Raw genomic sequence first — 21,695 nt, 5'->3', positions numbered from 1 at the left:
ATGGGGCGCCAGTTCGGCCTCAGGGCCGGCCCGGGCGTACGGGGCAAAATGTCGACATCCGATGCCTGCAAGGCAATGTCCTCCTGTCGCTCGTCGGTGCCTGGCTCAGGCCAGTCCCATGAGTTCGATGATCTTGTCGCGATGTTCTTCGGCTGATTCCATGTCCGGCTCGACAAAGCCCGGCTTGAGTTCAGCCGTTCCAGGCGTGCCGTTCGGAGATGCGGTTTCCGCATTGAGGATCTGCTGGCCCTTTTCGGACATCATGAAGCTGCAGAGCAGCCGCGCCGCATTCGGGTTTGGCGCCTTGGCCGAGACGGCGAACGGAGAGACCACACCGGAATATGTATCGTCGGGAATGATGGCTTGCACCGGCGCGCCCTTATTGATGACCGAGTACGCCTGCGTGGTCGAACAGGGGAAGAACAGGCTCGCGCCCCCTGCCGCAACCTGCTGGATCGAGGCCGGTCCGCCGGAACCCAGCTGGAACTCCTGACGGCCGAGTTCGCGCAGGAACTCCTCGCCCTTGGTGCGCAGCAACATGTCGTAGGATCCGAAGGCGACGAGCCCGACCGAACGCAAGTCGACCGTGATCAGCCGTCCCTTCAGTTCCGGCCGCAGCATGTCCTCCCACTCCGCGGGCAGGTCCTTTACCATCGCGGTATTTGTGCCCATCGTGTGCGGGTTGATCGAAATTACCGCGGAATAGCTGTTCTTGAAGGCTTCGGGCCACGCGTCGAGACCGGGGACATGGGCCGGGTCGAGATCTGCGATCCAGCCCTTCTTGTGGAAGGCCTCGAACAGCAGCGGATCGCCTGCGACCATCACGTCGGCCACGGCCTGGCCGGCCTCGGACTCTGCGGTGTAGCGCGCCGCGACCTTGGACGAATTCAGCCGCTGGTATTCCAGCTGGATGCCGTATTCTTCCTTGAAGGCTTCTCCCAGGGCAATGACCAAGGGTTCGGCGGAGCCGGTATATAGCATGACCTTGCCCTCGGCTTGCGCCGCGCCGACCAGATCGTCGCTGTCCTGGGCCCAGGCGCCGGAGCGGATCGAGAAGCCGCCGACCATCGCCGAAGCGGCGGCCAGGCCGGTCGTCTGCAGAAAGCTGCGGCGGCTGGTCCGGGTCTTGCTGTCGTCTGTCATTTGAATTCCTCCCTGGATGGCCGGGTTACTCCCTTTCCCGGCGGTTCTGGCAGCGGTTCCGGTCAAGATGGCTGCCACATCTTGTCCGCGCCTTTCCCATGCATGGATAGATCGGGAAAGGCGCGGGAGGAACGGGCCGTCAGGCCCGCCCGTTCTTTTCCGCAAGAAGTGCGTCCCAGTCGGAGGGCAGGCTGATCGCCCGCGTCACGGGGAAGCCGATATAGCCGTTGCCCGAACCGATCATGGCATGGTCGCGATCCGGATCCCCGGCAACGACAATCATGAAGTCCTCGGGTTTCGAGACCATCTGGATGTCGCGGTTGACATCCATCGACGTTCCCAGCTGCTCGGGCCAGCACTTCTCGTTGATGCCGCGATAGAAGCGGTTGAGGATCATGCCTGAAAGACGCGAAACACGCAGCTTGGCATTCTCGTAGAAATGCCTGCGCACCTTGTCCTTGGTCCATCCCTGATCGGTCAGCACCTTCAGGATTGCCGGCGTGATCACCACCAGCGGCCGCGTCACCATCCCGCGGAAGAAGAACTGGATGAACATGTTGTTGTCGGCCATGCGGGCCTCGATGTTCTTCAGTATCTGCTCCGCGACCGGATCGCCCACCTCGATGGCCTGGGTCATCTCAGTGCAGGACGTGACCGTCACCATGTTCTGGCCGAAGGCATAGCCCTCTTCCTCGCCATGGGTGGGCCAGCCCATCTCCTGCGCGGCATCTTCGTTCTCGGCCAGCACGATCCGGAAGTTGCCGCCGTAGCAGCCCTTGTCGGTGCCGTGCGGGATGAAGCCGCAGACATTGCGCAGGTACATCCGCCAGAACCGCCCGACCGAGGTGTTCGCCTGGAATCCGGGTCGCAGCGCGGCCTGGAGACAGTTGAACTTCAGGTCCTTGATGATCTTCCCCGAAAGGATGATCTGCGTTTCGGTGGCGGGCGTATGTCCGAGGTGTTCAACCCCGAACTCCTTGTCCATCATCGCTTCGGTGATGGCGACCAGCACGGGCATGTATTCCGGGCGGCAGCCCGACATCACGCCGTTGACGGCCACGTTCCATACCGTCGCCTCGCGGTTCGCAGGCAGTGCGGTCCCAAGGACCTCGTCCGCCTTGCGGTCGGTGAAGCGCAGGAACTGTTCCACCTTCTCCAGCGTAGGCGGGACGACCGGCAAGCCCTCGGACCACTCATTGGCGAGGAAATGCTCGTTCACCTCGTCGAAGCTGCCTTCGAAGATGATGTCCGTCCTGCCGGGTTCGGCGGACGCGACGGCTTCATCGGGCTGGATGGTCAGCCCGTCGATCACCTGCTGCAGCATCGGACCGGAGACGGTCTTCTCGAGCTGCGCGTCAGTGACGAAATTCACATGACCCGGATGGATCGTGTGGGGGAGATTCGGCATCCCCAGACCCTTGGCAGTCTGCTTGCCCTGGTTCACGAAACCGGAACAGAGCATGGTCACTGTCGGATAGCCCAGGCTTTCGACCAGGGCGGAGGCACGCGTCACGGCGGCCGTGCAGGACCCTCAGCAGCCGACGCCGACGATCACCGCGTCGACGTCGTGTTCCTTCAGCTTCGCGGGAAGCGCCTCGAGCACCGCATGCTCGTTGGCCCCGTGGATCTCGCCGAATTCCCGCCATGAAATGAACTTGATGTCCGGATATTTCGCAGCGAGCTCGCGCTCCCAGATATCGAACATCTTGTCGCCCTTGAACACCCAGTCCCAGAGCTGCGCGACGGTCTTGCCGTTGAGGTCGTCGAGCCGCTTGGCAAGCTGGTGCCCGTCATGCACCTGCCGGCCGCTCGGCCAGACTACCTTGTAGGTCTCCGCCGCAAAGGTCTGCTTGTCGTCCATCCGAACGAATTCCTCCGCAGTTTCGGGCGCCTCGGGCGCGCCCGGCCCCGGCGGCACGATGCGGCCGCCCTTGGGAGACGCTAGCCGCAGCATGGCCGACGGCGGAAACCCATATCACATTATTGGAAGGCTCCATCACCAAGCTCCGCCTCCCTCCCGCGGACACGCGGAGCTAGGCCTGTCCGAAACGGCGGAGGAGCAGAGGCATGCTGATCGCGACGGCGGGACATATCGATCACGGAAAGACCCGGCTGGTCGGAGCCTTGACCGGCGTGGCTACCGACCGCCTGCCGGCCGAGAAAGCGCGGGGCATCTCGATCGATCTCGGCTTCGCCTACTGGCCGGACGGGGTCGGCGGCACGATCGGCTTTGTCGATGTCCCCGGTCATGAACGCTTCCTGCGCAACATGCTGGCCGGAGCCACTTCGGCGGAGGCTGCCCTCATCGTCGTCGCCGCCGATGACGGGCCCATGCCCCAGACCCTGGAGCATCTGGAGATCCTCGGGCTGCTCGGCATCTCGCGGGGAGTCGCCGCCATTACGAAAATCGATCTGGCAGGTCCGGAACGGACCGCAGAGGTCGCGGAGCAGATGCGCAGGATCCTCGACGGAACGCCATTGGCCGGCGCGGAAATCCATGAGGTTTCGCCGGTAACTGGCGTCGGCATCTCCGATCTTGCCGCCGCGCTGCGCGCCCTCGGGGCGGGCGATCCGGCGCGGCTTGCCGAAGAGCGGACCTTCCGTCTGGCAGTCGACCGCGCCTTCAGCGTGGCCGGCGCGGGAACGGTGGTCACCGGGGCCGTCAGGACCGGGCGGGTCGCGGTCGGCGACCGGCTGGTCCTGGCCCCGGCGGGGAGCGCCTGGCGGGTTCGCGGCCTCCAGAGCAACGGCACTCCCGTGGAGCAGCTGGCCGCGGGACAGCGTGGCGCGGTCAACCTCGCGGGGATCGAACTCGGCTCGGTGCATCGCGGTGACTGGCTTGTCGGGCCGGAGGGGTTTGTGCCGGGCGAGCGCCTGGCGGTCATGTTGTCCGTTCCCGCGGCCCGCTCCGAGCCCGTGCGCCACAACAGTCTCGCCACGCTTCACCACGGCACCGCCGCCGTGCCCGTGCGCATCCTGGTCCCCGGCCGGGTCGCGATTGCGCCGGGCCGGGAGGCCATGTGCCGCCTGGTTCCCGACACGCCGGTTACCGCACTTGCCGGAGACCGCTTCGTGCTGCGCGACCGGGCCGCCCGCATGACCCTTGGCGGCGGCCGGGTGATCGACCCGCTCGCTCCGGAACGGCGCCGCCAGCGCGGCGATCCGGCCCCCTTCTGGAAGGCGATGGACAGCGGGACGCCCGCAGACGCGCTTGCCGGGCTTCTCGCGCTGGGAGAGGAAATCGACACTGCCCGCTTCGAACGGAGCTTTGCCCTGTCCCCGGCCACGGCAGAAGCGCTTTGGAACGAAAGCCGGACCGTGCGTTTCGGGTCCGGCAGGGCGCTCCGTGCAGAACGCCTCGACGCCGCGGCGCAAGCCGTTCTCGAAGCGGTGGAACTGCACCTCGCGGCCCATCCCCAAAGCAGCGGCCTGCCGCTCGCCGCGGCCGCCCGCGCCGCAGAAGGGCTATCGCCCGAGGCCCTGCACCACGTGCTGCGCTGCCTGTCCGGCGAAGGCCGGATCGCAATGGCGGGCCGCAAGCTGAGCCTGCCAGGCCACGTGCCCGGCGAAGACGCCGCGGAACTGCGCGCCCGCCGCCATCTTGCAGCAACGGCGGAAAAATTCGGGCTGCGGTCGTTCGGCACCGGCGATCTCGCGCGCTCCATGGGCGCCCCGGAATCCCGGGTCCTAGACCTGATGCTCCCGCTCCGCGGCACCGGAGAGATCTGGCGGCTGACCAACACCCGCTTCCTCTCCGGCGCATCGCTGGATCATCTGGTGCGCCATGCAGAAGCGCTTTCCGGTGCGAGAGGCTTCACCGCCGCCGAACTTCGCGACGCCAGCGGCGCGGGGCGAAACTTGGTCATCGACCTGCTCGAATTCTTCGACCGAATCGGCCTGACGCTGCGCGAGGGCGACCGGCGCAGGCTCCGGCCCGGACGGAAGCAGATACTCGACCGGGCCGCAGCGCTCGAACGCGGCCTCGGCCGGCGGGACTACCTGCCTCCCCGCGCACCGCGGCGGCGCAAGGGAGGCTAGTCTCCGGCAGAGGCCAAGATTGCCTGGCGCCGGATCGCTTCGGTCAGAATCTGCGCAACCGGCGGCAACATGGCCCCTTCGCGGGTGATGAGCCCGACGTCCCGGCTCATCTCCGGGAGGCCGCAATCCAGTTCTTCCAGCAGCCCGGACTGCAGCTCGAACTGCATCTGCCGCGCTGACACGAGCGCCAGCGCGTCGCTGGCCGTCAGCAGCTGCCGGATGACCGCAAGATCGGCTGACTCCACACACGGCGGCGGCGGCGGCAGTCCCGCTTGACGGAAGGCGTTGTCGAACAAGGTCCGGCTGGGTGAATTCCGCCAGGGCAGCACCCAGGCGCTCGCCATCAACTCGTCAAGTTCCAGGCGCCGCCCCGCCAGCGGGTGACCCTGCCGGGCCACGACCGTCAGCGCGTCGGAGAACAGCGGCTCGATCAAGATGCCGGTGCGGTCCTCCTCGGCACGGGGCACCCCCGCGATCATGTCGATGTCGCCGCAGCGCAGGCCGGCCATCAACTCCGCAAAGGGGCTGTCGATGGTCCGGACATGGATGCCGGGATGCCCGGAAATCGCCTCTGCGATCGCCATGGGAAAGACGTAGGTCCGGCCCAGCGGCAACATCCCGATCACCACGGTGCCCGAAGGCGAACCGGCCACCGCGGAAATGTCCGCCGCGAGATGGCGCAGCTCGGCAAAGACGCGTCGCGACCGGATCGCGAGCCGAGCGGCAGCCTCGGTGGCGATCACGCCCTGCATGCCACGCTGGAAAAGCGTTGCACCGAGCGCGGATTCCAGCCGCGACAGCGCCATGCTTGCCCCGGACTGCGAGATGCCGAGCCGGGCTGCGGCGGTCGAGATCTTCCGGGTCTCGGCCAGTACGGCCACAAGCTGCAGCTTCCTGCCGTTGAAGAGAAGCTGCAGGATCGAGCGCGGAGACAGCGCCGCGCTGCGCGACCTGATCCGCGCCAAGTCCGCGGCGGCTTCGCTGAGTTCCGCCTCGATCCGTCCGGCCCTGCGCGCAAGCAGGGCGCCATAGTCGTTCTGGATGATGCCGCGGGCATTGCGCTCGAAGACTTTCACTCCGAGCGAGCGCTCTAGCTCGACGACCGACCGCGAAACCGCCGAAGGCGCCTTGAACAGGGCTTGGGCGGCCTGCGCAATGCTGCCGGCTTCGGACACCGCCAGGAATACCCTCATGTTCTGGAGCTGCAGGGCGAGGTCGTCCCGCGCGATTTCCGGCTGAACCATGGCTTCCCCGCTTCGATTGCGCCGGCACGCAGGCTATCGTGCGAATTCTGTGATGTCCAACTGGTTCACCGGCAACGCGGAACGCGATCACAAAAGCCGGGCCCTGCATCACGCCTTTCGTCTGACGCCATGCGGAAGCTTGCGCCTAGACAGGGCCGACACCCGACGAAACCTTCAGCGGAGGCGGCCATGACACGCGAAACCAGCCCTGATCCCGAGGTCATCTTCCAGATGCACGGCGCCACTGCCTTGGTGACTCTGAACCGCCCTGCAACCCGGAACGCGATTGACGACGCCTTGCGCGAGCGCCTGCTCGGCGTGATGGCGGATCTCGAAGCCGATCCGGCGGTGCGCGCGGTGGTCGTGACTGGAGCGGGCAAGTGCTTCTGCGCGGGCGGTGACATCGCGGCGATGCGCGCGCGGCTCGATGCACCTCCGGGCGAGGTAGGGTTCAACGGCTGGCGCCGCCAGATCCGGACGCATGAGGCGATTTCGGCGATCCGGGATTTCCCGAAGCCGGTCATCGCCGCGGTCAACGGTCCCGCCGTGGGACTGGGCGCGGATCTGGCCCTGGCCTGCGATTTCGTGCTGGCGGCCGACACCGCCTTCTTCGCCATCAGCTATCTCCTGCGCGGCCTTATCCCCGACGGCGGTTCGCTCTACCTGCTGCCGCGCCGAGTCGGGCTGTCGCGAGCCAAGGACCTGATCTATTCCGGGCGCCGGGTGGCGGCTGCGGAAGCACAGCAGATCGGGCTCGCCGACCGGATCGCCCCGCGGGAAAGCTGCGTGTCCGAGGCGCTGGACTGGGCGGCCAGCTTTCACGACAGCGCGCAGACCGCGATGGCACTTGGCAAGACCATCCTGAACGGCAGCTTCGAGACCGGTCTGGAAGAGATTTTCTCGCTCGGCGGCCGCAGCCAGGCGATCTGCTACACCTCGGCCGAGCACAGGGCCGCGATCGAAGCATTCCTGGAGAAATCGAAATGACCGCCGCGAAGCCCGTCCGCCACGAGCTGCGCGGCAGAGCCGTGCTTGTCACGATCGACAATCCGCCGGTCAACGTCATTGGCCAGGCTGTCCGGGCCGGCCTCGTCGAGGCGCTCGATTTCGCGGCAGCAGAGATCGGGGCCGGACGCGCGGAGCGCGTGGTCCTCACCGGCGCGGGCCGGGCTTTCGTGGCCGGAGCGGATGCGAAGGAATTCGACGGCCCCGCGCTGGAACCGCATCTGCCCGACGTTCTGGAGCGGATCACGGCACTTCCGGCCCTTGCCGCAATCAACGGCGCGGCGCTCGGCGGCGGCTTCGAGATTGCGCTGGCCTGCCGCGTGCGGATCGCCGCGCCGGATGCCCTTCTGGGACTGCCCGAGGTCACCCTGGGCGTTGTTCCGGGTTCGGGAGGCACGCAGCGGCTGCCGCGGCTGATCGGGCTTGCCCGCGCGGTGCCTCTGGTTGCTTCCGGGAGGCTGGTAAAGGGAGATGAGGCCGCAGAGCTGGGCCTTGTGGACCAGCTTGCCGAAGATCCGCTGGCTGCGGCTCTGGAAATCGGCCTCGACGGGCGCCCGCCCGTGGATGCCCTGCCCGCCGCGGAACCCGACGTCGCGGCCATCGAAGCGGCGAGGGCGGCGGCGGCCAAGCGGCAGAAAGGGCAGACCGCTCCCGTGGAGGCAATCGAATTGATGGCGGGATCGGCGGAATGGCCACTTCAGGAGGGCCTTGCGCGCGAACGCGAGACCTTCCTGCGCCTGCGCGCCGGTCCTCAGGCACGCGCCCTGCGCCACATGTTCTTCGCCGAGCGTGCCGCCGGGATGCCGCCTGCGCTGCGCGGTCTGCCCGCAAGGCAGATCGATTCCGCGCTAGTCGCAGGCGGCGGGACCATGGGGGCTGCCATTGCCTATGCGCTCTCCAATGCCGGGATCGGGATCACCCTTCTTGAGCATAATGCCGAAGCCGCAGCGCGCGCGCGCGACAATGTGGCGAAGCTGTTCGACGACGCCGTCCGCCGGGGCAAGCTGGAATCTGCGGAAGCCGCACGACGGCTGGAAGAGCTGTTCAGCTTCCTTCATGGCGAGGATGCGGCGCTTCCTCCGGTCGACCTGGCAATCGAAGCGGTCTTCGAGGACCTGGCCGTCAAGCGGGCGCTTTTCGCCCGGCTGAGCGCGGAGCTTCCGGACAGCACGATCCTGGCAACCAACACATCCTATCTGGACCCGGATACGATCGCGGCCGACATCCGCGCGCCGGAGCGGTTCCTCGGCCTGCATTTCTTTGCGCCGGCCCATGTCATGAGGCTGCTGGAAATCGTCCGCACGGCAGAGACCTCGCCCCGGACCCTCGCGGCGGGCTTCGCCCTGGCAAGGAGACTGGGCAAAGTCGCGGTGGAAGCCGGGATATGCGACGGGTTCATCGGCAACCGCATCCTGAAGCGTTACCGCCAGACGGCCGACATCATGCTCATCGAAGGTGCCCTGCCCTGGGAAATCGATGCCGCCCTTACCGGCTTCGGCATGGCCATGGGGGTATACGCGGCCCAGGATCTGTCAGGTCTCGACATTGCCCATGCGAACCGCCGCAGGAAGGGACACGAGGCGGGCACCCGGCATGTTCCGATTGCCGATCTCATGGTCGAGAAGGCCGGCCGGCTCGGCCGGAAGACCGGCGCCGGCTGGTACGACTACGAAGATGGCCGTGCCGTGCCCTCGGCGGCGGTGGCCGAGCTGGTCGTTCAATCCTCGCAGGCGGTCGGCCTTCTCCGCCGGAGCTTTCCGCCGGAAGAGGTCCAGCGCCGGATGATGCTGGCCATGATGATGGAAAGCTTCGACATCCTGGGCGAGGGCATCGCCGCCCGTGCAGCGGATATAGATCTGGTGGAAGTCCATGGCTACGGGTTTCCCCGCTGGCGAGGCGGTCCGATGAAGCTGGCCGAGGAATGGGGGCTTGCGGCGGTCGCCGGCGAACTCGCCGCACTGTCCGAAGCCGATCCAGCCAGCTGGCATGTGCCGCCGCTGCTGGAGCGGCTGGCCCGGGGCGATGGCTCGCTCTGGCAGCCAACCCGCCTGCCGGACCCTGCCCATGCCGGGTGATCCGCGCTTCCTCTTTGTCGGCAACCGCCGCAAGGGTCCGTCCTCCTGGACGCCGGATCCCGAGCCGGCCTACGGCATCTCGGTCCTGGAGCGGGGCGGTCCGGGCGGAGCGCTCCGCTATCTCGGCACGGTCGCCCCGGAACTCAGCATCGGCTTTCTCTGCCATGATCCGGTCCGGGGCGTGCTCTATGCCCTGCACGAGGCGCTGACCCTGCCAGGTCGGCATCTGGGCGGCGGGGGCATGGTCGCTGCCTTCCGGATCGATCCCGGCACCGGCGCGCTGGACGAGATCTGCCGCGTGCCCTCCTACGGAGCCCTGCCCTGCTATGCGTCCCTGGACAGCACCGGCCGGCATCTGGCCGTTGCCCATCACACCGGGCACACGCCTGTGACGCGGACGGCGCGGGGGCCGGATGGCTGGCGGATCAAGCTGGTCCACGACGAAGCCGCCATCGTCACTTTCCCGCTGGAGGCGGATGGCAGCATAGGCCCGCCGCGGGACATCTGTTCCTTCGAGGGCAGCGGAGCCCTGCCCGCGCAGAGCCACCCACAGCTGCATTGCGTGAAACGGGCCCCCGGACGTGACTTCTACGTCGTCTGCGACAAGGGCGCCGACCGGATCCGCATCCTCGCGATCGAGGACGGCCGGATCGCGCAGCGGCAGGAGATTGCCGCCCCGCCCGGCAGTTCCCCGCGCTACGCGGCATTCCATCCCCGGCTGCCGCTCTTCATGGTGGATTTCGAAACCGCGCCGCTTCTGCAGGCCTATGCGCTCGACCCGGACGGCCTGGCGGACTTGGCGTTCGAACAGGACCTGTCCGGCCTTGCCGGACATGATGCGCGGCCGATGTGCTCCGACATCGCCTTTGCGCAGGAAGGACGCGTGCTCTATACGCTGATCCGCGGGCCGGAAGCCTTGGCCGTCCACGCGGTGGCCGATGACGGCACGCTCGCTCCCCGCGGCCTGTTTCCACTTGGCGTACGCAATCCGCGCGGATTGTTGGTGGTGGGGAACAGCCTTTGCGTGGCCGCCGTGCAGAGCAGGGAACTGGCCGTCTTCGAGCTCGGCCCGAACGGAATGCCTTTGCGCCGCGCGTCGAGCATCTCGCTGCCCGCGCCTGGCTGCATCGTGGCGGCGTGAGGCGCAGCCGGGATGGGCTGCGCCGGAACGTCCTTCAGGTTGCGGACAGCGCCGCGAGGTCTTTCCTTGCGGCGGCAAGCCTTGCCTCGCGCGCCGCATGGGCCTGCTCCAGCACCCTGTCCTTGGCCATGTCGAGCAGAGCCGGAATCCCGCCGCCTGCTTCCATCTGCCACGTCTCGGGCTCCGCCTCGCCGATCCGGGCGTGGACCGTGCCCGCCGCATCTGCCGGGTCCACCCAGACCTGCCAGAAAATCGTGCCCACCCAACCGGTCACGGAACCGATCGGGTTGCCCACATGCACGATTACGTTGTCGCGCTCGAGATCTTTCACTATTCCCTTCTGGTCGGCCAGTCGCGTTTCGTAGCGCTCCTGCGCCTGCAGTCGGCTGATCGCATCGGCATCGTAGCTCATGGTGTCGCTCCCGTCTGGAACCCTTGCGGGCTTGCTTGGAACGAGGATGCCGGGCCGGAACCGGTTCTCAAAGTCAGCATCACAAAAGCGCAGGCCGGCTGGACAAAATCCGCCGCATCCGCCGCCTCTCAAGCCTCCCCATTGGCCCCGGAGATCGCCTTCAATATTGTTGACGAAATATTTTGGTTTATAGTGCGCACAGTTGCCCGCAGAATTGCCGGACCAGGAAGTGCATATGACCACCAAGACCATGTCGCAGGCCGATGTCGTTGAAGCAATCCGCGGGGAAATCCGCGCAAGCCGCCTGATCCCCGGCCAGCGGCTCGTGGAAGGCGAACTTTCCGAACTGCTCGGCACCAGCAGGGCGACGGTGCGCGCAGCCCTGATGGATCTGGCCAAGGAGGGGCTGGTGGAACGCGTCGCGAACCGAGGCGCCCGGGTCAGGGTCGTCGGGCTGGACGAGGCGCTGCACATGGCAGAAGCGCGGCTCGTGGTCGAACGGCTCTGCGTGCAGCGCGCGACGGAACGCCTGAGCGACGCCCAGATCGCGGAAATGCGGGCGCTGCTGGAACGGCTCGGGGAGCTGGCACGCAGCAATGACATCCAGGGCTTTGCGGCCGCGACCAACCAGATCCGCGAGATATACCTGGATGCCGCAGACCAGCCGGTGGCCCGCGGCATCATTTCCAGGCTGCGCGACCAGATGGCGGGGCACACCTACCGGCTGACCTACCGGCCCGGACGGCCCCAGGCCACCCTGCCTTATTGGGAAGCGCTGGTCAGTGCATTCGCCCGGCGCGATGCCGCTGCGGCCGGGGCCGCGGTGGAAGCGCATGTCGCCAATGTGCGCGAAACCATGCGCTCGATCGCCACCGCACCCTCCATCCTCGAGCGCGGCTACGGGAAGTTCGGCTAGCCCGCCGCCTGCTGCCTGCGGCCCAGGGGACTGGCGGCAAGGAATGCGCCGCCCAGCATCGCAATGGCCAGCCCCGCGCAGGCAACCGCGGCCTGCACACCGGCGAGACCCGCCAAGGCCGCCAGAGCTGCCACTCCCACTTGCGAAAGCCCCCGGTTGAGCAGCATGACCGACAGAACCCGGCCCCGCATGTGTCCGGGCACCGAAATCTGGAGAAGCGTCATGACGGAGGCATTGCAGGCGACGAGCATCGCCCCTGCGCAGAAAAGCAGAGGAACGGCGGCCGCAAGATCCTGCGCGACGGCGAAAAGCAGCAGGAAAAGTCCGAGCAGCACCATGAAGGCGAGCATCGCACGCTGCGAGGAGGCCCAGACCGGGCGGGCGGCCAGAAGGGCGCCGCCTGCAGCCGATCCTGCCCCGGCGCAGGCGCTGAGAAGGCCCAGACCGTCGGGACCGATGCGGTAGACGTCATGCGCGAAAAGTGTCAGGAGCGCCATGTATGGCTGCCCGAAGAAAGTCGGCACCAGCGCGGCCGCCAGCAGCAGGAGCAGCCGCTTGTCGCCCGCGGTGAAGGCAAGCCCTTCGCGGATCGATCGGGCCATGCTTTCTTGCCGGACAGCGCGCAGGCCCGTCCCGGGCAGCTGCATCCGCGCCAGTGTGGCAAGAACCACGGTGAAGCTCAGCGCATTGAGCGCGAAGCAGGCGGGAAGCCCCAAGATGGCAATGACTATCCCCGCCAGGGCAGGACCGGCGACCTTGGTCATGTTCACGGTCATGGAATTCAGCGCGACAGCGTTGGGCAAGTCCCCGGCAGGCACGAGTTCGGGCACCAGTGAATGCCGGGCCGGCAGGTTGAAGGCCACCACCGTTCCGCGCGCCGCCGCCAGAAGCATCACCGTCCAGACCGGCGGGCTTCCGGCAAAGGCCAGGCAAGCCAGCAGCACGGCGAGCAGCATTGCGCAGCCCTGTGTCGCCATCAGCATCCGCCGCCGCTCGGCGCGATCGGCGACCGCCCCGCCCACAAGCGTGAAGGCAAGGATCGGCAAGGCACGGCACAGGTTCAGCAGCGCAAGATGGAATGGACTGCCGGTCAGCGAGACCACCAGCCAGTTAAGCGCGATCTGGTCCATCCAGTCGCCGCTGTTGGAGACGACCGTCCCGATCCAGAAGAGCCGGTAGTTGCGGTGGCGCAGCGCGGCAAACATCTTGGCTCCCATCACCAGCCCCGCGCGCAGGGGCCGCTGACCGGAGATCGCGCGAGCAGAGGCTGACCGCTGTCGCAGAGCAGCCTCATCGCATGCATCACCCCGGCGGCATGGAGTTCGAGCGCATGGGCGGCGGCCTCGGGATCATGCGCCGCAAGCGCCGCCACCAAATCCTGCCAGAAGCCCAGGGTTGCGCGGCAGCGCCCCGGTCGGCGGGTCAGGAGCCACGGCTGTCCGATCATTCGGTGGCGCAGCTGCTTCAGCAGTTCCGCCGCAACCTCCTGCCCGGAGATCTCCACGATGCGTTCGCGGATGATGCGGACAACGCGGATGAACTCCTCGGTGCCGGACCCGTCGCACAGCTCCGCGAGCCGGGCGGCAAGGCCGCCGAGTTCGCGCAGCTCGTCCTCGGTCGCGCGCAGGGCAGCGCCGCGGGCGCAGGCCGTTTCGACGGCCAGCCGGATCTCCGCTATCTGCAGCGCCTCGACGAGGCCGAGAACCCGCACCCTCGCGCCGCGGTTCGGCACCCGCTCGACGATGCCCTCCACGCTCAGCGCCATCAGAGCCGCGCGTACAGCGCTGCGGCTAGCGCCCAGCCGGGCTGCAATCTCGGTCTCCACCAGCCTCTGGCCGGGCACCAGGCGGTGATCGCGGATGGCATCGCGCAGCAGCGACGCGATTTCCGCCCAGTCCGGCCGGGGGACGGCTTTTCCCCCTTCTTCCCCGGCCGGCGCTGCCGGATCAGTGCGCTGCAAAGGCGCCCTCGCGCTGCAGCACCTTCCAGATCTCGTTCTCGATGCGGCGGTGCTCGTCGGAGTGCTTGATCGAGAGCGGACGCGGCCTCGGAAAAGGGATCTCCCACTCGGCGACGATCCTGGCCGGACATTTCGAGAAGGCGATCACGCGATCGGCCAGGTAGACGGCCTCGTCGATCTGATGCGTGACGAATATGGCGGTCTTCTTGCGTTCGTCCCAGATCTTCAGCAACTCGCCCTGCATGGTTTCGCGGGTCTGTGCGTCCAGCCCGGAGAAGGGTTCGTCAAGCATGAGTACCGCAGGGTCCGCTGCCAGGGCACGGGCGATGTTCACCCTCTGACGCATGCCCCCCGAGAGCTGGCGGGGATAGAACTGCTCGAAGCCCGCCAGGCCGCTGAGCTGGATCAGGTCGCGCGCCACCTCATGGCGCTCCGCCTTCGGACGCCCACGCAGTTCCAAGCCGTATGCCACATTGTCGAGCACTGTGCGCCAGGGCAGCAGGCAAGCTTCCTGGAACACGACCGCACGGTCCGGCCCCGGCCCGTAGACTTCCTTCCCTTCGACGGAGATCGTGCCTCCAGATAGCGGAACCAGCCCGTCGAGGGCCATGAGGAAGGTGCTCTTGCCGCTCCCGCTGGGCCCGACGATGGCGACGAATTCGCCCTCTTTCACAGCCAGGTCGATTCCGTCGACCGCGACGAAGCGGCCCTTTTTCGAAGGGAAGCTCACGCGCGATCCGCGCACGTCGAGCTTGACTGCCCGGCCGTCTTCCGGCGCCGTCTCCGACGGCAACTTGTCCATCATCCCCATTGCGGACTCCTCGTCATTGAGATGTGCAACTCCAGAGTACCCGTCCATCAGTCTTTCCATCGCGTCAGCAGCCTTTCCAGAAGCACGGCGGTCTGGGTCAGGGCAATCCCGATCACCGTCAGCAGCACGACCGCGGCATACATGACCGCCATGTTCATCTCGCTCTGCGCCTTGATCAGGATGTTGCCTAGGCCCGCGACCGATCCGAACAACTCGGCTACCGCGACGGCGACCACCGCCTTGCCCACGCAGATCCGGACCCCAGTCATGAAGAAGGGGACCATTCCAGGCAGCACCACCGTGCGAATCAGCTGGCGGTCGGTAGCGCCGAAGCTGCGCGCCATGCGCTTGAGCTGGCGGTCGACATTCTCTACGCCAGCTTGGGTGTTCATCTCCATGACGACGATGCAGGACAGCAACACTAGGACAATCTTCGAGGTTGTGCCGATCCCGAAGAGCAGGATGATGATCGGGATCAGCGCAAGGTTCGGCACGGAATTCACCGCGATGACGATCGGACGGAGCAGCTCGTCGAACGGCCGGTACCAGCCCGCAAGGACGCCCAGCGTGCCGCCCACCATGATCGAGATACCCAGGCCAAGCCCGAATTCATACGCCGACGTCCGCAGGTCGCGCGGGAAAGTGTCGCTTGTCACGACCTCTACGAGCGCCCGCATGATCTCTGTCGGGGGCGGTAGGAACAGCGTGTCTATGAAGCCGAATGTCGCCGAGATCTGCCAGGCGAGCACGATCGTCGCCATGGAAAGGGTGCCCAGCAAGGCCGGACGGCCGATGGTGGCATGGTGCAAGAGCCAGGCTGCCGTGGCATTGCGGGCCGAGGCCAAGCCTCCGGCGCGCGCGGAATGCTGCATCGTCATGTTTTCCTCCCTGTTCGTCTGCACTGCCCATCCTCCCGGGACGGTGCGGACCGCGGATTCTCCGACCCGCATTTGCAGGCTAGACCGGAATCAGGTTGTCTTCAATAGTGTTGGCGTTATTGTTGACAATATGTTTGGCAATAGTTTCCGGGCGCGATCCGGCGACGCAGGAACGGAGAAGACGGCATGGACAGGAATTTCGCGGAACCGGATGAACCGGCGGCACAGGAGTCTCCCTCCCCGCTCCGGGAAGAGATGGAACGCCCGGCCATCCTCTACGTGGCAGTCGGACGCCGGATGCTGAGCTTCGCGATCTCTCCGATCGACGGCGAGCTGGTGCCCAGGGACGACATCGCGCTGCCGGAGCGGGTACAATATGCTTGGCCGCATCCGCATCTGCCGATTCTCTACGCCGCCTGTGCCGATCGCAGCGCGGCAGGACGGGAAAAGCCGTTCCAGATCTGCGTCCTGGCGCGCGGCCGGGACGGGGGGCTGAGCTTGGCGGCCGAGCCCGCAGAGCTGTCGGCCCGCCCGATCCATCTGTGCACCGACCCGGCGGGCACGCATCTGCTGACGGCTTTCGGCGGGAACCCCGGCATCATGGTCCATCGCTTGCTGCCCGACGGAACCCTCGGCGCCGAGAAGCCGCAGGCGGCAGGGTTCCGCTTCGGCGTCAAGCCGCACCAGGTGCGCGTCCTGCCCTCTGGCGGGACAGCCGTGCTGGTCGAGCGCGGGGCGAAAGGGTTCGGCACGCCGGACTACCGCGCCGGTTCGCTCAACGTCTTCCGTTTCGACGGGGATGTCTTGGAAAACGCCGGGACGGTTTCCCCGGGGCTCGAACTCGCTCCCCGCGGCTTCAACCCGCGTCATCTCGATTTCCATCCCGAGCTGTCTCTCGCCTATGTCGCGCTGGAAGAGCAGAATGAACTGGCCGTGTTCCGCCTTCGCGGCGACGGGTTCGACCCAGTTCCGCTGGCCAGTCCGACGACCCTGCAAAACCCCATGCAGCAACAGCCGCGGCAAGATTGCGGCACCGTGCACATGCATCCGAAGGGCGGCATCGTCTACACGGCAAACCGCAATGACGGCTATATCGGCGGCCATGCGGGGCCGTCCTGGATCGTGCCGGACCCGGTTCCGGTCTTTCCGGGCGGCGAAAACAGCATTTCGGTCTTCCGGCTGAGGTCCGACGGCCTTCCCGAACTGGTCCAGACTGCCGACAGCCACGGGCTGCATCCGCGTTGTTTCGCGCTGACGCCGGACGGAGAGAGCCTGGTTGCGGGAAATCTTGCACCAACGATCTTCGAGGAACAAGGGCAGCGCCGCGCCGTCCCTGCAAATCTCGCGGTGTTCCGCGTCGGTTCGGACGGCACACTGACCTTCCGGCGCCGGCATGACATCGACACCGGACGCGAAATGATCTGGTGGATGGGAATCGCGGACTGAGGCCGCCGGGCGAGGGGAAGGCCGCTCCTCCGTATGCGGTGCGGCCTTCTCCGCCCGGCCCTGCCGCTTCAGGCGGCCTGCGAGGCCGAAAGAATGCCTTCGATTTCCGCCATCTGGCCCGGGGCAATCGTCCAATCCGACGCCGCCACATTGGAACGCACTTGCGTCGGCGAGCTGACGCCGGCGATCACCGACGGCACCTCCGGATGCGCAAGCAGCCAGCCTATGGCCAGCTCGAGCAGGCTTCGCCCGTGATCCGCCGCGTAGCGCGCGAGTGCGTCCACCTTCGCAAGATTGTCCGGCGACAGGATCTCCGCCTGTGCCACCGCGGATTTCGATCCGATGCGCGATTTTCCCTGAAGCGGAGCGCCGGGGCGGTACTTGCCGGAAAGCAGTCCGTTGAAGAGCGGCCGGAACGGCAGGAAGCGCGTGCCGGTGCGGCGGCACTCCGCCAGAATCGGCTCCGCCCGCCTGCGGCAGAGCGCGCTGAGCTCGTCCTGGGTCGACGCGAAACGCGGCAACCCGGCCGCGGCCGCGGCTGCCTGCGCCGCCGCCAGCTCGCCCGCACCGAAATTCGAGCATCCGATCTCCAGGATCTTGCCCTCGCGCAGCAGCTCTGCCAGCGCCCCGAGCGTTTCCTCGATCGGCACCGAGGGATCGGGGATGTGAAGCTGCATGAGGTCGATCCGGTCGGTGCGCAGCCGGGCCAGGCTCGCCTCGGTGGCCTGCCGCACATAGGCAGCGCCCGCGCCTTTCCTGCGGTCGTCGAGAACCCGGCCGAATTTCGTGGCCAGCACGATGTCATTGCGGCGCGGCCCCAGGATTTCGCCGAGAAACGATTCGCTGGTCGTGGGCGGGCTGCCGTAGCTGTCGGCGGTATCGAAGAAGGCCACGCCTGCAGCCAAGGCCGCGTCGACAACTCCGCGCGTGGCCTCGAGTTCCAGCTGGCGACCGAAATTGTTGCATCCAATTCCGATGGTTGAGACATTGATCGATCCGATCTGACGTGTCTGCATCTACCCCAGAAGCCTCCCTATCTATCTGAAACAAAAGCGTTTCACCCCAAGGCTGCGCCATAATGAACGATATTGTCAACATTTTATTTGACAATATGGCATGGGTCCCCTTAGCTCTTTCGCAGGGATCAGGACTGCCCGGCCCGCCCGCGGCAAGCCTGGGCAAGGAGGAGGCCATGGCAGAACATCTGAACTCAGAAGACCGCCTGGAGATCGCGGAAATCGTGTCCCGCTGGAGCCATTGCGAAGATGCCGGCGATGCGGAAGGCTGGGCCCGGCTGTTTGCTCCGGACGGAAGCTGCCGGAATGGCTCCGGAAAGCTGATGCGGGGCCATGCCGAACTTCTGGAAGGCTCGCGAAGCAGGGCGGCGCGTCCTTCGGCGAGAGACACCGCCCATTGGATGGGCGGAACGCTGATCGAACCGGTGGCCGGAGGCGCGCAGGCCAGACATTACGGCATGATCCTGCGCCGGACGCCGGACGGGCTGTCGATCGGCAGCCTTTCGGACCGCATCTACCATCTTCGCCGGGCAGACGGGGTCTGGAAGATCATGCACCGCGACATTTCCCGGCTGCCATCCGGCGCCCGCACGCAGGAAAACGAAAGACCGCAAGGAGAAACCAGGCAGAATGACCGCTGAAACCATGGCAAGGCCGCTCACCGCGGGGGACAAGATCGAGATCCAGGAATTGATCTCGGAATACAGCTATCACGAAGATACCGGCAACGCCGCGGCATGGGGCGCGCTGTTCACCGAGGATGGACGATTCTGCGGCCGCAACAAGCCGCCGGTCATCGGACGCGGCAATCTCATCGCCTTCGCCGAACGCCGCTGGCGGGACAAGCCGCAGGTGCACAGCCGCGCGCACTGGGTCAGCAACATTCTCATCCGCGCAACGCCCGAAGGCGCAGCGGCGCAATCCTACCAGATGAGCATCGACCGTGACGGGGCGGATTTCAAGATCGTCGATCTGACGGGAAAGGAAGACGAACTGCGGCAGGAAAACGGGCGCTGGAGGTTTCACGTTCGCCGCGTGGTCGAACTGAACCGTTGAGAAAATAAAAATAGAACTGGGCTCCGAAGTGCCCGGAAAGGGAGGATAAACGATGATGACGCAGATCAATCAAGGCAGGACGGCAAGGACCCGAATCGGGCTGCGCACCGGACTTGCGGCGATGGGACTGGCCATGGCGGTGGCGGGACAGGCCTCGGCAGACAGCGACGACAAGATCAGGCTCGTCGTCGCCGGATCGGACGGGATCAGCTCGGCCACGCCGCTTTTCGTGGCCGAAGACCTAGGATATTTCGAGGAAGCCGGACTTGAGGTGGAGTATCTCACCATGGCAGGCGGCGCCGCCACCATGTCCGCCGCAATTGCCCGCGGCGACGTCCATATCGGGCTCGGGGCGGCCAGCCAGTATATGGGGTCGATCGCGAACGAGCTGACCAAGGGCAAGCTGATCGGGGAGTTCACTGACAACAACTATGTTATCCTCGGCGGCGACGGGATTTCCGATCCGTCGCAGCTGCGCGGCAAGCGCTACGGAATCTCGAGCCACAACGCTGGGGACCATATCTACAGCATGGCGGTTCTTGAGACCTATGGAATCGGTCCGGATGACGTCGAGTGGGTGCCATTGGGCTCGCCGCCGAGCCGCCTCAGCGCTCTGGTCTCCGGCAAGGTAGACGGCATCGAAATGACTTTGACCTCGCTGCCGGTACGTGAAGCAGGACGCATCATCGTCAGCGCCGAAGAAAGCCCTGTGCCCTTCGTATCCGCCGCGATCTTTGCCTCGCAGGAACTGATCGACGGGAACAAGGAAGCGCTGACGCGGTTTCTCGGCGCAATCGGGCGCGGCGGCGACTGGATACGTGCCAATCCGGAAGAGGCCGTGGCGTCCTGCATCAAGAGCGGCTCTTCCGAAGGCCGCTGCCGGGATACGATCAGGGTCGGCACCGGTCCCGGGAACGGCTACACTTGGTCTTCGACCGCGCGTCTGAACGTGTCGGCCATCTCGGCAATGATGCCGTCCATCGTCGCCGCGACGCCCAAGGCAGAGGGCATGTCGATCGACGACTACGTCGACGCAACGGTCGCTCCAGAAGGCATGTAGCGGCTAGATCCCAAGCCCTCTCGAGCAGCCCTTCGGCCACCCCTGCGATGCCGCGGTGCATCGCCCCCGTCCGACCGAGGCGCTGCTCGGCACCGCGCGGCAGGCGCCTGCCGCTGGGCGAAGGCCACATCGGTCCAATGCCGTTCCTGCCCGCCGACCCGCTCTCCAGGTTGGAAGTGCCGAGCACCGGCGCGGACGGGCTCACTCATCTGCATGCCGCAGCCACCCGGAACCCCAGCAGCGAGGCCACGATCCAGGGATGGATGGCAACCTGACCTGCCGAAACACCGCTCTGGCGGACCAGGCCGCTTGGCCGAAAACGCTTGACGGAGACGGCCCCGTTACCGAAGTCAGATCCAATCTTCGGTGCCGTTTGACACCGAAATCCTTCCATCCCCTCATAGTTGAGTGAATAGAAAGACTTGCCGCACTGCAACAAAGACTTTTTCAACAGCATCGACGGGGAGCTGCCGTTCGCGGCGCGTGCAAACGCAACCTTGCCTCACCAGCGAAGCGGACATCCCGCTGAGCCGTACGGGATCAGAGGTCTGCCTCATGACCGTCCAAGAATCAGCTATCGTCTTTATGGTTCAATAAGCTTGAGATAGACCACGACAGACCAGAGGTCCGCCTCAGGTAAAGTGCCCAAAGTCGAGATGACCTCGGCCATGCTGCCGCCCGCCACATCGAAGGACGGGGTGAATCCCGATTGCAAATAGGCGAGAAGGTCATCTTCGGACCAGTTGAGACGGCCCGGCGTGATGTCCGGGATACGTCCTGGACCATCTGGGTTTGCCGCGCCTGTTAGCCAAGCGTCGGTGATTGGGCCGCCGAAGACGGTGCGCGGCGTGTGGCATTCCCCGCAGTGACCCAGCGCCTCGACGATGTAACGTCCGGTATCAGCCTCTTCCGGCACCTCGGACGTGACCCAGTCGGGGTTCAGGTAGAGGCGTTTCCACAGCCCCAATCCACGCCGCATGTTGAAGGGAAAGGCCAGATCATGGTTCTGACTCGGTGTAGCGTCCGCTGGAAGTGTTGCGAGATAGGCGTGGAGCGAGACGGCATCCGTCAAGGTCATCCGCGCATAGGTCGTGTAGGGAAAGGCGGGAAACAGATGTTTGCCATCCCGGTCAACACCGTGATGAAGCGCATTGACCAAATCAATGGCGCGCCATGCGCCAATCCCCTCCTCAGGGTCTGAGGAGATATTGGGCGCATAGAAGGTGCCAAATCGGGTCGTAAAAGTCCGCCCGCCGCTCAGGATAAGGCGCGCCTCCCCTTGCGCCTCCTTTGCCGCATGGCAGGACGCACAGCCGCTGGCACGGAAGACGTATTCACCGCGGACGAGATCGGGTTGAAGCCCGGCGATCGCGGTCTCATCCTCGATCACCGGTTGGGTCAACACCCAAAAGCCCGCCAGCCCCGCACCAGCGGCGAGAAGCAATCCTGAAGTGATTTTGCCGATCATGGCGGCCTCCTCGCTGCTGGGCGGGA

At 66.1% G+C, this 21,695-nt stretch carries 20 protein-coding genes; 9 read left to right on the top strand and 11 right to left on the bottom strand.

The features are described 5' to 3' along the window. Window positions 1-105: 105 nt before the first annotated feature. Genes HCC78_RS11630 through HCC78_RS11620 form a run of 3 tightly spaced genes read right to left on the bottom strand, consistent with a single transcriptional unit; the run spans window position 106 to window position 3,004 of the window. On the bottom strand, window positions 106-1,308 hold the full coding sequence (locus HCC78_RS11630; RefSeq protein WP_172328941.1) for an ABC transporter substrate-binding protein: 1,203 nt from the start codon (window positions 1,306-1,308) through the stop codon (window positions 106-108). After that, window positions 1,283-2,656: a hypothetical protein gene (locus HCC78_RS11625; protein WP_172328940.1), complete on the bottom strand. Its 1,374-nt coding sequence runs from the start codon at window positions 2,654-2,656 to the stop codon at window positions 1,283-1,285. Before HCC78_RS11625 ends, HCC78_RS11630 begins: the two co-directional genes overlap by 26 nt. A gap of 18 nt (window positions 2,657-2,674) precedes the next feature. Further along, window positions 2,675-3,004: a hypothetical protein gene (locus HCC78_RS11620; protein ID WP_172328939.1), complete on the bottom strand. Its 330-nt coding sequence runs from the start codon at window positions 3,002-3,004 to the stop codon at window positions 2,675-2,677. Between the two features lie 206 nt (window positions 3,005-3,210). On the opposite strand from HCC78_RS11620, the gene selB reads away from it, so the two are divergent. Continuing rightward, complete coding sequence (selB, locus tag HCC78_RS11615; protein ID WP_172328938.1) at window positions 3,211-5,181, top strand: selenocysteine-specific translation elongation factor; 1,971 nt, start codon at window positions 3,211-3,213, stop codon at window positions 5,179-5,181. Here selB and HCC78_RS11610 read toward each other — a convergent pair. Beyond that, window positions 5,178-6,425: a LysR family transcriptional regulator gene (locus HCC78_RS11610; RefSeq protein ID WP_172328937.1), complete on the bottom strand. Its 1,248-nt coding sequence runs from the start codon at window positions 6,423-6,425 to the stop codon at window positions 5,178-5,180. The genes selB and HCC78_RS11610 overlap by 4 nt on opposite strands. Before the next feature lie 189 nt (window positions 6,426-6,614). Here HCC78_RS11610 and HCC78_RS11605 point away from each other — a divergent pair, with 189 nt between their 5' ends. From HCC78_RS11605 to HCC78_RS11595, 3 genes are read left to right on the top strand one after another with little or no spacing between them, the layout of a single operon-like run. Beyond that, the gene (locus tag HCC78_RS11605; protein ID WP_172328936.1) at window positions 6,615-7,412 is read left to right on the top strand and encodes an enoyl-CoA hydratase/isomerase family protein; all 798 of its coding nucleotides are present in this window, start codon (window positions 6,615-6,617) and stop codon (window positions 7,410-7,412) included. Then, window positions 7,409-9,505 (top strand): 3-hydroxyacyl-CoA dehydrogenase NAD-binding domain-containing protein, encoded by a 2,097-nt coding sequence (locus tag HCC78_RS11600; RefSeq protein ID WP_172328935.1) that lies wholly within the window; start codon window positions 7,409-7,411, stop codon window positions 9,503-9,505. Before HCC78_RS11605 ends, HCC78_RS11600 begins: the two co-directional genes overlap by 4 nt. Then, window positions 9,495-10,646, top strand: a complete 1,152-nt coding sequence (locus tag HCC78_RS11595; RefSeq protein WP_172328934.1) for a beta-propeller fold lactonase family protein — start codon at window positions 9,495-9,497, stop codon at window positions 10,644-10,646. Before HCC78_RS11600 ends, HCC78_RS11595 begins: the two co-directional genes overlap by 11 nt. A 34-nt stretch (window positions 10,647-10,680) precedes the next feature. On the opposite strand, the gene HCC78_RS11590 is transcribed toward HCC78_RS11595, so the two are convergent. Next, on the bottom strand, window positions 10,681-11,058 hold the full coding sequence (locus tag HCC78_RS11590) for a hypothetical protein (RefSeq protein WP_172328933.1): 378 nt from the start codon (window positions 11,056-11,058) through the stop codon (window positions 10,681-10,683). Between the two features lie 235 nt (window positions 11,059-11,293). On the opposite strand from HCC78_RS11590, the gene HCC78_RS11585 reads away from it, so the two are divergent. Continuing rightward, window positions 11,294-11,974 carry a GntR family transcriptional regulator gene (locus tag HCC78_RS11585; protein WP_172328932.1) on the top strand — a complete coding sequence of 227 codons (681 nt, stop codon included), beginning with the start codon at window positions 11,294-11,296 and terminating at the stop codon, window positions 11,972-11,974. On the opposite strand, the gene HCC78_RS11580 is transcribed toward HCC78_RS11585, so the two are convergent. Genes HCC78_RS11580 through HCC78_RS11565 form a run of 4 tightly spaced genes read right to left on the bottom strand, consistent with a single transcriptional unit; the run spans window position 11,971 to window position 15,623 of the window. Next, window positions 11,971-13,191, bottom strand: a complete 1,221-nt coding sequence (locus HCC78_RS11580) for an MFS transporter (protein WP_172328931.1) — start codon at window positions 13,189-13,191, stop codon at window positions 11,971-11,973. The two genes, HCC78_RS11585 and HCC78_RS11580, sit on opposite strands and share 4 nt — an antisense overlap. After that, complete coding sequence (locus HCC78_RS11575; RefSeq protein WP_172328930.1) at window positions 13,191-13,934, bottom strand: GntR family transcriptional regulator; 744 nt, start codon at window positions 13,932-13,934, stop codon at window positions 13,191-13,193. Before HCC78_RS11575 ends, HCC78_RS11580 begins: the two co-directional genes overlap by 1 nt. After that, window positions 13,921-14,745, bottom strand: a complete 825-nt coding sequence (locus HCC78_RS11570) for an ABC transporter ATP-binding protein (RefSeq protein ID WP_216671122.1) — start codon at window positions 14,743-14,745, stop codon at window positions 13,921-13,923. Before HCC78_RS11570 ends, HCC78_RS11575 begins: the two co-directional genes overlap by 14 nt. Window positions 14,746-14,792: 47 nt before the next feature. Continuing rightward, window positions 14,793-15,623, bottom strand: a complete 831-nt coding sequence (locus HCC78_RS11565) for an ABC transporter permease (protein WP_172328929.1) — start codon at window positions 15,621-15,623, stop codon at window positions 14,793-14,795. A 186-nt stretch (window positions 15,624-15,809) separates the two neighbouring features. Here HCC78_RS11565 and HCC78_RS11560 point away from each other — a divergent pair, with 186 nt between their 5' ends. Further along, window positions 15,810-17,069, top strand: a complete 1,260-nt coding sequence (locus HCC78_RS11560) for a beta-propeller fold lactonase family protein (protein WP_172328928.1) — start codon at window positions 15,810-15,812, stop codon at window positions 17,067-17,069. Window positions 17,070-17,137: 68 nt separating this feature from the next. Here the strand turns inward: HCC78_RS11560 and HCC78_RS11555 are convergent, their stop codons facing one another. After that, window positions 17,138-18,085, bottom strand: coding sequence for an aldo/keto reductase (locus tag HCC78_RS11555; RefSeq protein ID WP_172328927.1), 948 nt, complete (start codon window positions 18,083-18,085; stop codon window positions 17,138-17,140). A 62-nt stretch (window positions 18,086-18,147) separates the two neighbouring features. Here HCC78_RS11555 and HCC78_RS11550 point away from each other — a divergent pair, with 62 nt between their 5' ends. The 3 genes from HCC78_RS11550 to HCC78_RS11540 are packed head-to-tail and all read left to right on the top strand — an operon-like array spanning window position 18,148 to window position 20,201. After that, the gene (locus HCC78_RS11550) at window positions 18,148-18,726 is read left to right on the top strand and encodes a nuclear transport factor 2 family protein (protein WP_172328926.1); all 579 of its coding nucleotides are present in this window, start codon (window positions 18,148-18,150) and stop codon (window positions 18,724-18,726) included. Beyond that, window positions 18,716-19,141 (top strand): nuclear transport factor 2 family protein, encoded by a 426-nt coding sequence (locus tag HCC78_RS11545; RefSeq protein ID WP_172328925.1) that lies wholly within the window; start codon window positions 18,716-18,718, stop codon window positions 19,139-19,141. Before HCC78_RS11550 ends, HCC78_RS11545 begins: the two co-directional genes overlap by 11 nt. Before the next feature lie 52 nt (window positions 19,142-19,193). Beyond that, window positions 19,194-20,201, top strand: coding sequence for an ABC transporter substrate-binding protein (locus HCC78_RS11540; protein WP_172328924.1), 1,008 nt, complete (start codon window positions 19,194-19,196; stop codon window positions 20,199-20,201). 583 nt (window positions 20,202-20,784) lie between these two features. Here HCC78_RS11540 and HCC78_RS11535 read toward each other — a convergent pair. Further along, window positions 20,785-21,669 carry a cytochrome c gene (locus HCC78_RS11535; protein ID WP_172328923.1) on the bottom strand — a complete coding sequence of 295 codons (885 nt, stop codon included), beginning with the start codon at window positions 21,667-21,669 and terminating at the stop codon, window positions 20,785-20,787. Window positions 21,670-21,695: the final 26 nt, after the last annotated feature.

The sequence above is a fragment of the Mangrovicoccus sp. HB161399 genome (assembly GCF_013184745.1).
GTDB lineage: Bacteria > Pseudomonadota > Alphaproteobacteria > Rhodobacterales > Rhodobacteraceae > Mangrovicoccus.
This window is presented reverse-complemented; position numbering and strand designations above follow the sequence as displayed.

What these genes read in the sequence shown, in the direction of transcription:
- HCC78_RS11620 (WP_172328939.1), bottom strand. Translation starts at nt 3,004, where the DNA reads ATGGACGACAAGCAGACCTTTGCGGCGGAGACCTACAAGGTAGTCTGG.
- HCC78_RS11535 (WP_172328923.1), bottom strand. Translation starts at nt 21,669, where the DNA reads ATGATCGGCAAAATCACTTCAGGATTGCTTCTCGCCGCTGGTGCGGGG.
- HCC78_RS11600 (WP_172328935.1), top strand. Translation starts at nt 7,409, where the DNA reads ATGACCGCCGCGAAGCCCGTCCGCCACGAGCTGCGCGGCAGAGCCGTG.
- HCC78_RS11580 (WP_172328931.1), bottom strand. Translation starts at nt 13,191, where the DNA reads ATGGGAGCCAAGATGTTTGCCGCGCTGCGCCACCGCAACTACCGGCTC.
- HCC78_RS11540 (WP_172328924.1), top strand. Translation starts at nt 19,194, where the DNA reads ATGATGACGCAGATCAATCAAGGCAGGACGGCAAGGACCCGAATCGGG.
- HCC78_RS11565 (WP_172328929.1), bottom strand. Translation starts at nt 15,623, where the DNA reads ATGACGATGCAGCATTCCGCGCGCGCCGGAGGCTTGGCCTCGGCCCGC.
- HCC78_RS11595 (WP_172328934.1), top strand. Translation starts at nt 9,495, where the DNA reads ATGCCGGGTGATCCGCGCTTCCTCTTTGTCGGCAACCGCCGCAAGGGT.
- HCC78_RS11560 (WP_172328928.1), top strand. Translation starts at nt 15,810, where the DNA reads ATGGACAGGAATTTCGCGGAACCGGATGAACCGGCGGCACAGGAGTCT.
- HCC78_RS11550 (WP_172328926.1), top strand. Translation starts at nt 18,148, where the DNA reads ATGAACGATATTGTCAACATTTTATTTGACAATATGGCATGGGTCCCC.
- HCC78_RS11585 (WP_172328932.1), top strand. Translation starts at nt 11,294, where the DNA reads ATGACCACCAAGACCATGTCGCAGGCCGATGTCGTTGAAGCAATCCGC.
- HCC78_RS11555 (WP_172328927.1), bottom strand. Translation starts at nt 18,085, where the DNA reads ATGCAGACACGTCAGATCGGATCGATCAATGTCTCAACCATCGGAATT.
- HCC78_RS11570 (WP_216671122.1), bottom strand. Translation starts at nt 14,745, where the DNA reads ATGGGGATGATGGACAAGTTGCCGTCGGAGACGGCGCCGGAAGACGGC.
- HCC78_RS11605 (WP_172328936.1), top strand. Translation starts at nt 6,615, where the DNA reads ATGACACGCGAAACCAGCCCTGATCCCGAGGTCATCTTCCAGATGCAC.
- HCC78_RS11545 (WP_172328925.1), top strand. Translation starts at nt 18,716, where the DNA reads ATGACCGCTGAAACCATGGCAAGGCCGCTCACCGCGGGGGACAAGATC.
- HCC78_RS11590 (WP_172328933.1), bottom strand. Translation starts at nt 11,058, where the DNA reads ATGAGCTACGATGCCGATGCGATCAGCCGACTGCAGGCGCAGGAGCGC.
- HCC78_RS11610 (WP_172328937.1), bottom strand. Translation starts at nt 6,425, where the DNA reads ATGGTTCAGCCGGAAATCGCGCGGGACGACCTCGCCCTGCAGCTCCAG.
- selB (WP_172328938.1), top strand. Translation starts at nt 3,211, where the DNA reads ATGCTGATCGCGACGGCGGGACATATCGATCACGGAAAGACCCGGCTG.